Source organism: Aeribacillus sp. FSL K6-8394, assembly GCF_038008865.1.
GTDB lineage: Bacteria > Bacillota > Bacilli > Bacillales > Aeribacillaceae > Aeribacillus > Aeribacillus composti.
The window spans coordinates 221955-238309 of the sequence record NZ_JBBPAA010000002.1 but is presented as its reverse complement, the minus strand read 5'-3'; the positions used below and the strand labels follow the sequence as shown (position 1 = coordinate 238309).

Sequence of the window (16355 nt, the reverse complement as noted above, 5' to 3'; positions counted from 1 at the left end):
TTTGAGAAACAAAGTTAGAAAACGTGTCGAAAAAAAAATTTTTTGACACCCCTGAAAATGGCTACAACCATTGATATATCAACATTTATAGAGGGAGGATTTTATGTCAAAATTGTTAGAAACGGCAACTAACACTTCACCAGAATTTGCGATCCACTTCCAACCTCATGGGGCCATTTTGCTTGACAGAAAAAGCATGTTCTATTTTAGACTTAGCGGCAGGGGAACAGAATTAGCTTTAATGCTTGCCAAAAATAACAGTGTTCAAAAAACGGCAAGAATTTGGGAGATTCTTTCAAAAGAAAAGGTAAGTGAGGAAGAATTAAATAACGAGCTAGATTCACATCCATTTACATCAGCGTGGAAAAAAGGCCTGCTAAATCACCCTTTGATGATCACCGGATCTACAGAGTACTATTTGCCAATCAGCTGCACCCTTCAATTAACAAATATGTGCAATTTGAAGTGTCCTTTCTGTTATGCAAGCTCAGGAAAACCGTATCCAGATGAACTATCATCTTCCCAATGGATAAAAGTGTTGCAAAAACTCGCATCTCACGGTGTAGCTGACATCACCATTACAGGCGGAGAAGCAAAGCTAACAAAAAATTTCTTGAAAATCATTGCCACAGCCAGTTCTTTATTTACGAACGTCAACCTTTTTAGCAATGGCCTAAATTGGCGCGACGATGAGATTGAACTGATCAGCCACTTGGGAAATGTCAGTGTCCAAATAAGTATAGATGGAAACAGCAGCACCCATGACAAGTTAAGAGGGAGAGAAGGAGGATTTTCCGAAAGCTTGAAAAATGCCGAACATTTTGCTCAATCATCGGTTCCCGTCCTCATTGCTATGACTGTTAACCAACTCAACTACAAAGAAGTTTATGAAGTAATCGAAAAATCGGTGGAAGTTGGCGCAGTTGTATTTCGTGCGGGTCAAACTATTCCCGTAGGCAGAGCATCTGAATATCAAGACATGACAAGCGAAATGAAGGAGAAAGTAAAGCAGCAGTTGGCAGACGCCAAAAAAAGATGGAGTGATCAAATCATTATTATGGATTGGGAAGACCACCATCAAAATGATAGTCTTACAGATTTCTGCACCCCGGGATTTTTGTCATGGTATATTCGTGCGGATGGACAAGTTACACCTTGTCAAATTGAAGATACATCCCTTGGAAACGTCTTAAAAAACAGCATGCAGGAGATCGGTTCACCGGAAAGGCTAATGCAAGCGAAGCGACTTGCTAAACAATGTAGATGTATAGGAAAGATAGAATTACCTGAAGCCGATTTGCCTTTTACCATTCAAAAAGAAGCTGAGGTTAAACCATGATGACGACCATCATCCATTTATTATGGATCATCCTTCCTATTGCAGGAACCTTTCTGTTTTACAAATTCAAACCAAAAACGTACGAATCGCTATTATTACATAAAAAAGAAGCTCGGGAATTGGCAGTGCAATTCATTAAACGGTATTCCGGCATTGATGTATCAGATTGGGATTTTTATGCGATGTATTGGTACGACCGAAATACCGTCAATATGTTGCATCACCTAGGATTGTTAAGCAAAGTTCGCCATATTTTATATCATTGGGGTTTAGTCGAATCATGGAGAATTAGATTCGTTCGAGAAAACCGATCAGTCATCATTGGCATCAATTCAAATGGAGAAATTACGTTTTACACCGCGAACCTGTCAAAGAAAGAAATGGCGAAACATAAAGGCGCTTTTTCCTCTCCGGAACAATTAAAAAAAGAGCTTGCCGTCTCAGATAATGGATTATGGGCTGCATCTCAATTCACAGGTGCAGGCAGAAAAGAAGAAGACTTGGAAAATATTGAAACGTACTGGTATATTGCCGAATCTCAACCAGTAAGAATGAAAATAACGGTTGAAATCCATAACGGGCAAATATTCTATATCGGTTCAGAACAAGAGATATTGACAGAAGACATCGAAACAGCGGTTAAGAAAGAGCAAATGGAATCTACCTTAAATATGACTGGAGTATTAGCGTCATGCCTGACCGTTATTGCAGCGATCATCATCCTTATCAACCTTCGCCAAAATGCCGGCATCACTGCAAGCATCTTGCTGGGGGCGGTTCTATTCTTTTGTAACATCATAACAATAAAAGAAGACATTCAACTGAGCATCGTCAATACTTATGATTCCCGCCTCAGCATAAAAACGGTTTATGCTCTTGGAATCTTATCGGCAATTTTAGCAGGATTGGCCACAGGTTTCGTCGTATATATATGTTCATTGGCAGGGCACTCTTTGAGTAATGTTCTCCAAATAGCTTTTTTTGATAATGCTGTATGGCAGTTTTTCGTCGGCTTAAGTGTCGGCATCGGCTGCTTAGGTTTTTTTTCAGCAATTTTTTCATGGCTGGAAGAGAAAAATTGGCTGCGAATTTCTCCCGAGTTGTCCAATCGTACCATTTACTTGTCAGGCTTTACATTTAAACAAGGATTAAGCATCGGCCTGCAAAGCTCCATTGCAGAGGAAACAGTCTACCGTTTGTTGATCATTCCGACGATATGGTGGTTGAGCGGCAATTGGGCTTTGGCGATCATCATTTCCTCCATTCTATGGGCCATTATGCACCAAGGAACAGGATTTCATCCCAGATGGATCAGATGGATCCAATTAGTGATCTTTGGCATTATACTGGGATTCTTTTTCATCCAGTTCGGTTTTCTGTCCTCCTTAACCATTCATTTTATTTATAATTTTATTCTTGTCATGAAGCCGCTTTGGGATTACACTTTCCAGAAAAAATTGAAGGCCAGTGAAACCTTCAAACAACCCTCAGTATAACAATGGAGGAGAGGCATGAAGATCATCCAAGTAACCAATTTGAAGAAAAAATATCGTAACGGCGATGGTGTAGAAGATATAACTTTTTCCGTTCATTCAGGAGAAATCGTAGCCTTATTAGGGCCAAACGGGGCAGGTAAAACAACAACCATTAGGTGTCTCGCTGGATTATACACCCCTGATGATGGGACGATCAAAATTGCGGGGCATTCCCCTGGTACGGTTGAAGCGCAGCAATCCGCTTCGCTAATTCCGGATCACCCATATTTGTACCCTACCTTAACCGTAGCGGAACATTTGCAATTTCGCGCCAGAGCCTTCAAAGTTGAAAAAAAAGACCTTCAAAAAAAAGTTTATGAAGCTTTAAAAGAGGTAAATATTGAATCGTTGGCGGATCGATTAAGCGGGCAATTGTCAAGGGGACAAAAGCAAAGGGTTATTTTGGCTGGCGCCATTATACAAAACGCTTCTATATATATATTGGATGAACCAACAATCGGTTTGGATATTTCTTCCAAACAATGGCTTGCCAACTGGCTTGTCCGTAAATCAAAACATCATAGCGCCATTCTCATATCCACCCACAGCCTCGAATTTGTATTGGAAACGGCTAACAGAGTGTTATTAATTCGAGAAGGCCGTATTGTAAAAGAAATGGCCGTACCAAAAAACAACGAAGAATATCCAGCCTGGAAGCAAGAAGTCATACGCAGTTTAGGGGATTGGTCAAATGATTAATATTTGGTCATTTTTGTTCCTTCAAGCGAAAAGAGAAATCGATAGCCAAAAACACGGGATAAAATTCTTTCTGTTCATTTTTGTTTTATTTATATGGTTTTTTCTGTTTCAACTTGAATGGGGGGCTAATTCCAGAAGTTGGGACATTGCCTATACAGGATGGATTTGCTCAGGAATTTTTATTGTCATGACCATTTTTGGGCTGCTTTCCAACCGCATACCTGGGCTCATGCAAGACGTCATATGGCTTTATACCGCCCCTTATTCTTTCACTAAAATCGTTTATTCCGTATTATTATGGCGATTGTCTTGGAAAGGGCTGCTCTGTCTTCTCTCAGGAATCACAGCTGATGCCGTTTATTTTTTGGCAGGAAATCCATTTGGCCGGTTAACAGCACAATCAATCCGATTACTTTGTCTCATTGTTTTATTAGAATCATGGATAATGGCTATGTCCTGTGCCAGAACTGTAAAAGGAACAAAAATTGCTTTCTCCTTTGTTGCCTTCATTCTCACCGTTATATATGGTATTGCTCTCTATGGTTCTTTTTTTCAAGCCAATGAATTGATTTGGCAGAAGTATATTAGCTACCATATCGGCTTTATCGGCTATTTATTTACAAACAGCTTTTTGCTGCAAGGGTTTCTTGCCTTTCTAATCATGATCGCCCTTTCGTTCATGATTATTCGAATAACAACGAAAAAATCGGAATGTAAAGAAAAATTGGTAAAAGAAGCTGATTTTTGGGCGGAGTTTCAAGATCATCAAACCGATTTTTTTAAAAACAGCCTGAAAGAGATGCACACATGGTGGGGGCTGAAAGGATTAAACGGTATTTTTTCTTTCCTTTGGCTCGAAATATTGCTTGCCAAGAAATACATTTTTTTCCATATTGCTCATTTGTTTATTCTTCTCATCTTAGTTCCCGTTTTCATTGCAAAAAACATTTATTGGTTTTATATTTTGGTCGTTTTTACAATCGGAGCTTTTTTCAGCAGTTCCTACTATTCAGGATTAATTAGACATGCAAAGTCTGGAGATCTTTTTTTGCTGCCGGGAAAACTATGGAAAAAAGCATTGCTGCTGGAAGGATCGAATACCGCTTGGATCTTTCTATTTTATCTTTATTGCGTGGGTATGTGGCATTTCCATTTCAACACTGCTTTTACAGATTTCCTTTCATTTAGTTTGTACGGGTTTGGAGGATACATGCTCATGCTTTCCATCCGCTGGGCGGCATTTGTTAGAACATATAAAAAAGACCCCTCTCTCAGCCTGATTTCATACTATAAAAATTTTGCTTTCATTTGTATGGGGAGCACCCTTTGTTACATCGTTTTGTTTTTTCTTTTCAAAAACCTTCTTTTCTATTGGCTGCCTCTTTTCATGATCGTGTTAAGCACGATTTTATTCTTATCTTTCTATCAATATGAACGTTGAATCAGAAGGGATTTAATACTTTTTCTTAAGGAGATGAATTTTCATGAGTTCAAATGAAATAATCTCTCAAGCCTTAACGAAACTAAAAAGCAGCGATGAAGCAACGGTATTTCAAGGAGTGAAAGAGCTAAAAAAAACGGGAAAAGCCGCTGTCCCAATACTCATAAAAGCCTTAAAAGATGAGAAATCCCTCCGAATGATTTCATCCGTTGTGCTGGGGGAATTTGGTGCAGATGCAAAGGAAGCAGTTCCCGAACTCGCTTCGCTTTTAAAAGATGACGACGAAGATATAAGAATGTCAGCTGCTTTATCCTTAATGAGAATCGGACATCACAGTCTGAACGCCCTCGTTGAAGTTGCACGAAATACAGAAGGAAAACCGCGTTTTTGGGCATCATGGGCAATCTCCTTGATCGATCCGTCTAAAATTGAACCTCTTATGTTGAAGTGTCTAAAAGAAGAACTGGATAAGCCGTCCGGAATGGTCAGTCCTTTTGCCGCGGAGGAAGCAATTGGTAAAATTATCGCTATGCAACTAAAGGATCAATGAGGAGGAACAGCACATGGATTTAATACAAACAATGACAAAAGACTTGCCGTGGCTGAATGTTCCAAAAAACGGCCATGATTTCCCATCATCCAATCGGCTTTTGTTTTATTTTTGGTCAATTAGCTGCCCGTATTGCAGTGAATTAACGGATCAGTTATTAGAAGAAACAGTTAATCTTGAAACCTTTCATGTCATTGCCGTTCATGTACCTTATACAGCTGAAGAGAAAGCGTTGGAGCTTGTGAAAACACGAGTAGAGGAAAAAAAGATTACAATTCCTGTAGTTTTAGATCAAAACTATGCAATCGCACAATCTTTTGGTATTCAAGGAATCCCTGCTTTTTGCCTAGTCAATCAACAAATGAAGAAAGAATTATTAACAATGGGAGAGGAAGGTTTTCACAAAATGATGAAAAAAATTAAACAGCTAAAGTAAAGTCTTACCGCTTTTTTCTTGACTTTTTCACTGTAAAAAGAATCGGTTTACCTTTTTAAATATTTCTCTATTAAAATTTATGTTCAACATTCCGTTAACATTTTTCTTGGAGCAATAAATTGAGAGAAAATTTTTTTGGTTCCTTTTGAAGTTCATTTATTTGCCTTTTGGAATAGTGTCTTTATTCTAAAATCTCTTTTATTGTACATGATCCGATAAAACAGCAGCTAATCTATTAAGACCATCAAAAGGAACCTTTCCATATTCTGTTTCATTTTGCGCCCCTAAGTTTAAATGAAATTTTTTGAGGCTGTTGGAAATGCTATTCCCCAACTCGATGTACTTTTTAATGATAATGCATTCCAATTGCTGGTGAACATAAATTGGAGCGCCGCTCATTCCTGATGTAACATAGGCACTATGAGTTATTGTGTTATGATCAATTTTTCTTATGGTGCCGGTACTCTGTACATATCCTGGAGAAAACAGCTTGTTTAAATTGTTCTTTTAATGCATCGTTTCCGCTTTCTCTTGGATCAAAACGCTTTATAGAAAAAGAGTTCAAGACTAGATTCCGTCCTTCCTGTAAATTTGCAAGCTTTTTCTCCGCTATTAGCTGAATTAAAATATTTCCTACAGCCGTTGCTTCAGAGGGACCGGCAAAAACCGTTTTTCCGCTTACAGCAGCGGTCATTTCGTTTATGAAATCATTTTGCGAGCCGCCTCCGACAATATATAATGAATCGATTGTTCTGCCCGATATACTTTCAATTTCATCCATTGACAAGGAATATAGTATAGCCAGATTTGTAAATACACATCTCGCAATTTCTCCTGTTGATTGCGGCACAGGCTGAAGCGTTTCCCTGCAATATTTCTGAATTTCTTCTACCATATTGTCCGGATTAAAAAATCGCTGATCGTTAAAATTGATAAATTGTTTGCACGGAGGCGCCTTTCTTGCCTCATCAACCATTTGGGCAAAATTGTAATCTTTCGTTAAATGTCTTCTCACTTCTTGAATAATCCACATGCCCATAATATTTTTTAAAAAACGGTATGTCCCAAACACTCCCCACTCATTTGTATAATTGTAAAATAATGATTTTTCTGTAATGATTGGCGTATCCGATTCAATCCCAATCAAAGACCAAGTTCCGCTGCTTAAATACGCCCAATTTTTTTCAGCAGCAGGTACTCCTGCAACTGCGGAAGCTGTATCATGAGAACCAACTATAATCACTTTTGTTTCGGGCAGATCGTAATCAGGAAAATATTCGTTTCTGACATATCCGAGCATGTCCCCGGGGTAAGAAAACGGCGGAAACTGCTCACGCTCAATTGACAGCAGCTGAAGCAAATCTTGATCAAAATCTTTTTCTTTCACGTTTAAAAGCTGAGTACAAGATGCGCTTGTCACTTCCGTCACTGCACATCCAGTCAGTTTGTATCCTAAGTAATCAGGAACTGTCATAATCATTTTCGTTTTTTCAAGATTTTCTTTTTTTTCTTCATATAACTGGTATAAGGTGTTGAAGGATAAAAACTGAATGCCTGTTTTTTCATATATATCTTTTTTGGAAATATGCTTCGTAATTTTCTCAATCGTCCGTTCTGTTCTTTTATCTCTGTATGCTATGACCTCTTGCACCCTTTTTCCTTCTTGATCGACCAGCACATAATCTGTAGCCCAAGTATCGATTCCAAGTGTACACCTTTTCACTCCCAATGTTTTGACATATGCCAATCCCTTTACAATTTCCGTCAGCAAATGATCAATATCCCAATAATACGTTCCATTTCGTTCCGTAAAACCATTGGCAAATCGGTGTATTTCTTCAATTGTCAATTTTCCATTTTTTATATCCCCTATGACAAGCCGTCCGCTTGATGCACCGATGTCAACTGCGATATGTGTCATTTTATCCCTCCTAAAATTCACACAATCTATGAAACTGCTAAATGTTTCGCTTAAAAATTAGGATAACGTTCCATAACTAGACATTTTCTTGCTGCTCATGCAGCAGGTCAAAATCTGAGTAAACATTTGCAAACAACTTTTCTTCCATTCTTCAAAAAATTCATTGGCAGCAACCATTAAAAAAGTTTTCCCTTTCCACAAAGCAAGAAAAATCTCTTTACGTTTCCTGCCAATAAAAATATTGATATTTTAGCCTTCACTTTTTTATTTCAATTATCTACTGATGCTTCGGATGCTAAAGCTATTAAGTGAAATTGCCGAATCAGCACTTCCTATATTTACTTTATTTTCTCCATTAGGAGTGAAGCTTTCCTTAATCCACGAAGTCTTTATAATTTTTCAGCTCTTTTAATTCACTGATCGGCTAATTTGAGCAGCAAGAGAATTCATACTCTTGCCATATTTACGACTACTGTCTCTTAGTTAATACTTCCTCCTCATATTTTTGAATTTCTTTTAACCATTCTTCTCTTACAGGAACATTCATTTTCTCACAATAATAATCCCAAATTGCACCGAAAGGATAAGTTTTAAATTCCTCCATAACCGCCAATCTTTCCGTAAAGTTTCCCTTTTCTTGCAATTGCTTTAAATATTCATGCGGCATAAGCATTGCATATAATAAAGCTTTAATCATATTACGCGTTCCAATGACCCATGCAGCAAGACGATTGATGCTGGCATCAAAGAAATCAAGTCCGATTAAAACCTTATGCAGCGCATCATTGCGCACGATTTCAAGCGCTATTTCACGCAATTCATCATCCAAAATCACGACATGGTCGCTGTCCCACCGAACCGGTCTCGATACGTGTAAAGCAAGCCTGTCGCTATAAAGCAAAATCGATGAAATTTTATTTGAGACTGTTTCAGTAGGATGAAAATGACCTGTATCTAATAAATATATTTTATTATTTTGTAAGGCGTACCCTAGATAAAATTCATGCGAGCCGACAACAAAAGACTCAGATCCTATTCCAAACAATTTGCTTTCGACTGCATCCAAATTATATTTCTCATTGATCTCTACACTAAAAATTTTATCCAATGATTCTTTTAATCGCTTTCTTGGAGTCAATCGGTCGCTTGGAATGTCCTTATAGCCGTCCGGAATCCATATATTTGTTAAGCATGGTGTTCCAAGCTCCTTGCCAAAGTACTCACCGATTTTTCGGCTCCTAATACAGTGGTTGATCCAAAATTCTCTAATTCCCGGATCAGGATGAGACAACGTCAGTCCATCTGCTGCTTTTTCATGCGAAAATAAGGTAGGATTAAAATCCAGCCCTATACCAATTTTTTTCGCCCAATTAACCCAGTTTTCAAAATGTTTCGGTTCTAACTGATCTCTTTCCACTTTTTCACCATTTGTTTCTGCATAAATGGCGTGTAGGTTGACACGATGTTTCCCTGGAATTAATGACATCGCTTTCTCTAAATCCTGCCTTAATTCTTCAGCATTTCTTGCCTTCCCCGGATAATTTCCTGTTACATCAATCCCCCCTGAAAGCTCGCTTGCATCTGCTTCAAATCCTTTTACGTCATCACCTTGCCAGCAATGGATAGAGATTGACGCTTGCTGCAAGTTTTCTAATACTTCTTCAATATTTATTCCCCATTTTTCATAGACTTGCCGTGCTAGCTCAAAAGATTCTTTTATAACCATAAATTATCCATCTCCTTTAGTAAACTAGTACTTTTTTCTAATACATTATGAATGTACCTTATGCTGTTTTTATGAACTGTAATGAAAATTTAGAAATTTTAAAGTAAACGGTTTCAATTTTCTTCACTAACTGTCGAACATTCCTTCACCTTTGGACAAATTAAATTCTTTAGCTTGATAAATGCAGAGTCGGCGCCAAGGAAAGGGGGAAGAGTTCATGACATCTTTTATTTTCGCTTTTTGCATAAATACAAAAATATTCCAAACATACTAGTTGGTTTTTACTGTAATTTCAATTATATAATACTTTTGTTTGTTATTGAATATATTTTTTTATTTTTGTTCTTTATGTTATTTCCTACCTCTGTCCTAATCAAAGAGGTGTACGCAACTTTAGCATCAATATTTGAATTTTTGACAGACGCTGAGCTTATTTCGAACTTCTTTACAAATCTTATTTCCCGCTTTAATTGCTAGAATTTTCATTATATAATGAAAATAACATTTTTTCAGGAGGGTACATAATGGAAGGATTCCGTTTTTCACACCGCCTGCGGGTGCGCTACTCAGAAATTGACGGACAAAAAATTGTCTTTAACGCCCATTACTTGACATATATTGACGTTGCGGTTATTGACTATTTTGAGGAAGTGTTTGGGCGGGATCTCGAGGAGCTTGCCCAAGAAAATATATTTGATATTGCAATGGTCAAATCAACGCTGGAATATAAAAAGCCAGCCCGTTTTAAAGATACGCTTGAGATCTGGTGCCGAACATCACGAATTGGCGGCTCTAGCCTGACAATGGAGTTTATCATCACAAAAGCGGGAGAAAAAGACCCGCTGGTTCAGGCTGAAGTGATCTATGTCAATTATGATGCCGCCGCTGGAAAATCGAGAGCGATTCCTGATTTCGTCCGTCAGCGAATTAAAGAATACGAACCGGCAGTCAGCCTATAAACGAAATACAAACGTTTAGACCTATAGCTGACTCCTTGCGCCCTCCAGACAGGGGGTCAGTTTTATAAAGCTTTATCTGGACTTTTTGGAGCATTTAATAAAATCACCCCGCCAATGATCAATACTAGACCAACTAATGTAATAATATTAAATGGATCCCGCCATACTAGAACACCAATTAACGCTGTAAATGCTGTCCCCAGTCCCGACCAAATCGCGTAGGCCAAGCTTAACGGAACTGTCTTAAGACATAACGACAAACAATAAAAAGATAATCCATAACCAACTATAACACCAATGGAAGGGAAAAAACTTGTAAATCCATCTGACAATTTAAGCATTGTCGTACCAAATACTTCGCTGATAATAGAAATTCCTAATGCGATATAACCTTTCATACAATTGCCTCCTCTCTCATCGTTAATGAGAACTGCTGAGTTTCAAAACAACCACTCCACAAATGATTAGAACTAAGCCTAAACATTTTTTAAGATCAATACTTTCTTTATAAAAGATAACACCAACTAATGCAGTTAAAGCCGTACCGACGCCTGACCATATCGCATAAGCCGTACCAAGCGGTATTGCTTTTAGAGATAAAGATAAGAGATAAAAAGCTGCACCATACCCCATTACGACTCCGATGGAAGGAAACAACTTTTTAAATCCATTTGATACTTTCAGCATTGAACTTGCAAATACTTCACTTATGATGGCTACCGCCAAAATTACATATTCCTTCATGTGAATCCTCCTAAAACTTAACGGTCCTTCGCACTTTTGTCCTTTTTGATATAACAATTTGATAGTCTTTGAAAAATACGTTTTGACTGACCTGATAAAATCCAATCCATCGCTTACTCACAGTCATGCACGCAGACTCTCGTCTTTTCACCAGCAATAGGAAAAATCATGTCCGCAACATTACGTGGAGAAGAGTTAGAAAAAAAGGAATTCCAGAAAGGTCCAAGGAGATTTTTACAATGGATCTAACGTCTAATCAATAAATGGATCCCCTTGAAAATGGCCACCCACACTATAAATGGTAAGTTCATCGTTTGATGAACTTGAACTTCGTAATCATACATTTCTAAAAGATTTTTAAATATCGAAGAAATTTTGTTCGCTGTCAGAATGACCTCTTTTCCATTACTAATCGTTATCGTTTTAAATGCAAGAGTAGAGTTTATATGAAAGCTGTTCTGGCTATAAACCATTCGAAGCTCTTTAAAAATAGATTTTTTCTTATGAAGTGACAAATTTTTCATTCGTACAATTTCTTTTCCGTCTGGTTGAAGCACAACAAAGGCGTTATGTATGAAATGTTCTTTTGTAGATATTGCCTTATATTCTTCTTTTCCAGAAAAAAACGAATACTTTCCAATTGGAAAACTCCATTTAGGATGAAGCAACACTTCTTCATCAGTCTGTATTTCACGGATACGAGTTTTCGTTAAATCCATAAATGAATCTTTAAAAATAAACGAATAAGTCATTTTTTCTCTCCATCTTTGTCAAATCCTTTATACTGCTTCCCATTAATTGAAAAAGAATTTCCTTCTACGCATATTTTATCACAGGTTTTCATCATTCTTTCTCTTATCTATCCACCTTCTCCCCCCTCACCCTTCGACTCCCATACAGCTACAAGGCTTCGAGAGAATAGAAGATATCATCAATTTTCCACAAAAGAAGAAGCCGAACATGCGCCTGGTGATCAAGTTCGACTTCTTGGACACTTTTTTAAACATGAAAATAAAGATCCGCACTGCGGTGCATATCGAGCTATCGCTTCCCGTTAGTGGTACTCGGAAGCATTCGCTGGCTTTCCAGCATCCTGTACTTCTCCGATATATCGCCAGGCATCTGGCTGTGAGCCATCAAGATCATAAAAACCATACACTTGCGCGAGCTGACCGCTTGACACAGATTGACCGTTTTAGCGAGCAACCTTCGGATCACCGGCTAAAGCGGCCGGCAAAACGCGGCGTTTCCGAGATGATGAATTGGGGTTCCTTTACAAGGGCATCACGCCAGTTTTCTTCTGTCATACCATAGTGATCAAGCATAATTTCAGAACGCATCCAACCCGGAGTCTGCTACGGCGGTGCATTGATATGGTAAAAGCTTATGGACTAAAGACTTTACCATACGAATGACAGACATCTTGGCTAGATCGTAGAACAGTGATAAACGGTAGTTTTTCTCGTTGTATTCTGCCGTGCCATCCGTTATCTCAACGACCAGCCCGTTCTTATTTCGGATTAACAGGGGTAATGCAAAGTGGAGCGTCAAATACTCTATCTGCAGAGGCATCAAAAGAACGTTTCATCGTTAAGGTTATTGTAGATGTACTAACCATTCTCATCACCCTTTACAAAATAATGAATTTGTTGCAAATACTTTATTTTTTCTCCTTTTTTGCTTTATTCAGCTCATGTTCAAGAACGTCAAACTGTCTGTTCCAAAAACATTCATAAAATCGAAGCCATCTGTAGCAGTAGAAAACGATTTGGAGGTAAGACGACAAATATGCGTTCGTCCTTGCACAGTCCTTTCAAGCAGGGCTGACCGTTCTAATGTTTTGATATGCTTAGCAAAGCTGCTAAAGACATATCAAAAAGGTTCCGCCAATTCCCATACTGTTCGGTCATGAGAGGCAGTAGACGAACTATTTCTCTTCGCGTCAGATCAGTTAGGCTTGAAAGATGTTGTCTAGTAAGTATAGAACTTGAATTTATTCAACTATTAGTTTAACTATTTCTATACAGTAATTACTTTTAAGTTCAGATGCATGATAGTAATTCTTTTTTATATCCTGCCCGTTAAAACCGGATATTTTTCTGTACAATCATGGGGCTGTCCAGAAAGTCAGATCCCCATTGAAAACAAAAAATCATAAACACCGATATATCAACGTTTCTAAAACATTAATGGGGGCGTCCATAAGCCGTAAAAACGAATTATTAGACACCCCCATCACCTATTTTGTTAAATTTCTCCTTTTTAGCAGGTGAAACGCTTATAAGAAGTGAATTCATTATATGAGGAAAAATGGCAGATAGCATATAAGGAGAGATATAATGAAATTTTTTACAAAAGAATGGTATGACAAAATGCAGAAGGCGCACCTGCTTACAATTCCCGAGTCTGATGAAGAATGGATGGATTTTATCAAAAGCTTTGAAGAAGACGGCGAGGATGTTTACGACTATTTGCGGCAAGATCTTGAATCTATTAAAGACGAATTATTGCAAACATTGCCGGAAACATTTCATCCCTATATTCTGGACGGCACCATTAATCAGCCGACACTGCCAAAGGAAGTGCGGGACGAACTCATCATTTGGTTGAAGGCTAAAATTGAGGAATGCGAAAAAGTGTTAGATGAAGCGAATAATCATTTTGAACATATTCGCGAAAATCTGCCGGAAGAGCTGATCAGCATTTTGGAAGATGGATTACATGACGCAGAATTACAATATATCCATCGCGATTACGATGCACTCAGATTAACGTTAAATGGGGAAGGCAGTTTCAGCAAGGGGGATGCCATCGTTATTGAGATTACTGGAATCAAGGAGGAACAATCCGAAATACCTTTAACACCAGGTATGTTTTGGCTTTATGAAGAAGGGGATCTTAATAACAAAAGCTTCATCTTAAGTGTTTTATTTGACAATCCGATGACGGAATGGAAGGTAGCTGCAAAACAATTTTCCATTACCCATTTTTATAAAACACAAATTTTTCACCACGATCAGGAATTTGAGAAGGAAAATCATAGCCGCCATAAAGCAAAAAAAGAGAGACATAGTCTTCCTTACAAACTGCCGGATCAGTATGCGTCTTTCGTGACTGCTTTACACGAAGGAGAAGCGGAGAAAATGTATTTTTTAACGGAAAAGGAAGCTATAGAAATCGACCGCTTTTTATCTCTTGAGGAATTGAAATTAGAAGGCAGCGTCATCCCGATTGCAGTTTGTACCAATGGAAATATTGTCCTTCACCTTGAAACTCAGAAAATATTTTATCTTGGTGCAAATACAGAGGAGCTAGCTGAAAACTTTGAAAAATTTTTAGAAGGACTTTATTCAAAACAGTTCGTGGATGAAATGCCCCTATTATCAGAGCCGTTACCGACGGAAGAATTGGAAAGCGCACTGTTCAGTGAAGACTTAGAGCTGATCATACGTGCATGGAACACCATTGTTCAAGAACCAGAAAAACATATACCATTAATAGAAAAAACTCTCCCATATTCTTTACAGCATGAAAATGAAGAGATACAACTAATCGGTGAAGTGTATATGGACCATATTCTTTCCTTCAACATTTTGTCTGAGCAATTCATCAATAAACTGAGAAAAAGCACTTAGGAACGAATGCTAAAAAGGCAAGGCTCTTTCTAAATGATCCTGCTCCATACCCCATCGAATGAATTTGTACAACAAACTTATGGTTCCGGGGCTCATGACCTTTTCACCGCTTCTACTAATCGAGTAGGAGGGGGTGACTAACCCCATACCCGTCAAGTTAGCGGTATAAAATTTTTTAGGATGATACGCATGTTCGAAAAATCAATCAAAGGATGAAGAGAAAACCAAATGCTGGGCATGCCAAATAACCCTCAAGAAGAGGGTTATTTGGCATTTATATCCATAACCCACACTACCATATCCCCAATTTCTTTAAAAGATCCGATACCGTTTCCTCTCCTTTCCTTCGGTCTTTCCTCGCGTGTTTCCTTAACAGAGACAGGAGAGATGGAAGGGCGGTTTCCATCGCTTGGGGATGCAAAAGAAACCGATGCCAATACGATTGGAGGATATTAAGCGCTTTCCATTCACTGATCTCGATTCCCTCCCGTTGATGCCAATACCTTCGGGCTTGGAACAGAAGAGTCTGCGTGACTAAAATGGCAATCAATGTCCCATATAAGTGGCATTCGAATCGTTCCTTCTTCATCTTTTTGACACGGTCAAGATCAAATAAGGATTTCCAGCCCTTAAATAACAGCTCCACTTGCCAGCGCAGCGAATACAGCTCATAAACTTGTTGCGCATCAAACGATTCTTGTGGTAAATTGGTCAGTAAGATGTGATATTTCTTTTGTTCAAGGGTTTGGCGTGACAGCGCCTTCCCTTTCTTTTTTTCCTTTTTCCGCACGTACGCCAGCCGTTTTTCCCATTCTTCCGCCGTGAGACGGCGAAAAATCAGACGCGGAACATACAGGCGTTGGTGTCCGATATACACGTGTTCCACTTCCACGGCTTCCCCCTCGCCCAATCGATTTCCTATCGATTCCCAATCCCATTCGTGCCACTCCCCGTCCTGCTTGATATAGACTTTGATATCGGAACGCAACCGGGTAATATAATAAGCACCTCGAGCATCGATCTCCGCCAGCGTGGCGAGTGAAAAAAACCCCAGATCCCGAATGCAAAGGTCATTCGGTAAAATCGTGTGCTGGGTATGATAAGCAAAACGGGCATCGGAATCATTGGCCTGTTGGACGCACAGCTGAAGACAGGTTCCCGATAACAGCTCATACTCAAATTGGATTTTGGCGCCAGATGAAACCGAACCTTGATCCTCACCATAGTCGGTCGGAAGTAAAAAACTGGTAGAGTCTAAGATCCGCAGACGGGTGAAGGAACAATTTAGTTAAAAAATAGGTGAAAAACAGTCATTTCCCCCATGTAAGCGTTTGAATTGTTATTTTTTGATTATTATCTCACTGAATCAA

The 16355-nt window shown here is 38.7% G+C and carries 14 protein-coding genes and 1 pseudogene; 8 read left to right on the top strand and 7 right to left on the bottom strand.

Annotation, left to right across the window (positions count from 1 at the left end; translation table 11 throughout):
• Positions 1–103: 103 nt before the first annotated feature.
• The 6 genes from skfB to NSR00_RS13560 are packed head-to-tail and all read left to right on the top strand — an operon-like array spanning position 104 to position 6000.
• Entirely contained in the window at positions 104–1339 is a 1236-nt protein-coding gene (gene skfB / locus NSR00_RS13585) for a sporulation killing factor system radical SAM maturase (RefSeq protein ID WP_340789440.1), read from the top strand.
• Positions 1339–2835 carry a CPBP family intramembrane glutamic endopeptidase gene (locus NSR00_RS13580; RefSeq protein WP_340789439.1) on the top strand — a complete coding sequence of 499 codons (1497 nt, stop codon included), beginning with the start codon at positions 1339–1341 and terminating at the stop codon, positions 2833–2835. Before skfB ends, NSR00_RS13580 begins: the two co-directional genes overlap by 1 nt.
• 15 nt (positions 2836–2850) lie before the next feature.
• Positions 2851–3573: an ABC transporter ATP-binding protein gene (locus NSR00_RS13575; RefSeq protein ID WP_063386521.1), complete on the top strand. Its 723-nt coding sequence runs from the start codon at positions 2851–2853 to the stop codon at positions 3571–3573.
• On the top strand, positions 3566–5014 hold the full coding sequence (gene skfF / locus NSR00_RS13570; RefSeq protein WP_340789437.1) for a sporulation killing factor system integral membrane protein: 1449 nt from the start codon (positions 3566–3568) through the stop codon (positions 5012–5014). The genes NSR00_RS13575 and skfF overlap by 8 nt, the downstream gene beginning before the upstream one ends.
• A gap of 43 nt (positions 5015–5057) precedes the next feature.
• Positions 5058–5564 (top strand): HEAT repeat domain-containing protein, encoded by a 507-nt coding sequence (locus tag NSR00_RS13565; RefSeq protein WP_063386519.1) that lies wholly within the window; start codon positions 5058–5060, stop codon positions 5562–5564.
• 13 nt (positions 5565–5577) lie between these two features.
• On the top strand, positions 5578–6000 hold the full coding sequence (locus NSR00_RS13560) for a TlpA disulfide reductase family protein (protein ID WP_094244947.1): 423 nt from the start codon (positions 5578–5580) through the stop codon (positions 5998–6000).
• Between the two features lie 439 nt (positions 6001–6439).
• Here the strand turns inward: NSR00_RS13560 and rhaB are convergent, their stop codons facing one another.
• The gene (gene rhaB / locus NSR00_RS13555) at positions 6440–7921 is read right to left on the bottom strand and encodes a rhamnulokinase (RefSeq protein WP_340789435.1); all 1482 of its coding nucleotides are present in this window, start codon (positions 7919–7921) and stop codon (positions 6440–6442) included.
• Positions 7922–8390: 469 nt separating this feature from the next.
• Positions 8391–9647 (bottom strand): L-rhamnose isomerase, encoded by a 1257-nt coding sequence (rhaA, locus tag NSR00_RS13550; protein ID WP_340789434.1) that lies wholly within the window; start codon positions 9645–9647, stop codon positions 8391–8393.
• 524 nt (positions 9648–10171) lie between these two features.
• Here rhaA and NSR00_RS13545 point away from each other — a divergent pair.
• A complete protein-coding gene (locus NSR00_RS13545; protein ID WP_311066768.1) occupies positions 10172–10606 on the top strand; it encodes an acyl-CoA thioesterase in 435 nt (144 codons plus the stop codon).
• Between the two features lie 62 nt (positions 10607–10668).
• Here NSR00_RS13545 and NSR00_RS13540 read toward each other — a convergent pair whose 3' ends face one another.
• The 4 genes and pseudogenes from NSR00_RS13540 to NSR00_RS13525 all read right to left on the bottom strand — a co-directional run.
• Positions 10669–11004, bottom strand: a complete 336-nt coding sequence (locus NSR00_RS13540; RefSeq protein WP_340789433.1) for a DMT family transporter — start codon at positions 11002–11004, stop codon at positions 10669–10671.
• A 22-nt stretch (positions 11005–11026) separates the two neighbouring features.
• On the bottom strand, positions 11027–11350 hold the full coding sequence (locus NSR00_RS13535; protein WP_066250422.1) for a DMT family transporter: 324 nt from the start codon (positions 11348–11350) through the stop codon (positions 11027–11029).
• A 245-nt stretch (positions 11351–11595) separates the two neighbouring features.
• Positions 11596–12102, bottom strand: a complete 507-nt coding sequence (locus NSR00_RS13530) for a hypothetical protein (RefSeq protein ID WP_339193937.1) — start codon at positions 12100–12102, stop codon at positions 11596–11598.
• 302 nt (positions 12103–12404) lie between these two features.
• A pseudogene (locus NSR00_RS13525) lies at positions 12405–12898 on the bottom strand (short-chain dehydrogenase); the annotation flags it as partial.
• A gap of 791 nt (positions 12899–13689) precedes the next feature.
• On the opposite strand from NSR00_RS13525, the gene NSR00_RS13520 reads away from it, so the two are divergent.
• The gene (locus tag NSR00_RS13520; protein ID WP_066250413.1) at positions 13690–14985 is read left to right on the top strand and encodes a DUF4085 family protein; all 1296 of its coding nucleotides are present in this window, start codon (positions 13690–13692) and stop codon (positions 14983–14985) included.
• Between the two features lie 292 nt (positions 14986–15277).
• Here the strand turns inward: NSR00_RS13520 and NSR00_RS13515 are convergent, their stop codons facing one another.
• A complete protein-coding gene (locus NSR00_RS13515) occupies positions 15278–16252 on the bottom strand; it encodes an IS4 family transposase (protein WP_340789865.1) in 975 nt (324 codons plus the stop codon).
• Positions 16253–16355: the final 103 nt, after the last annotated feature.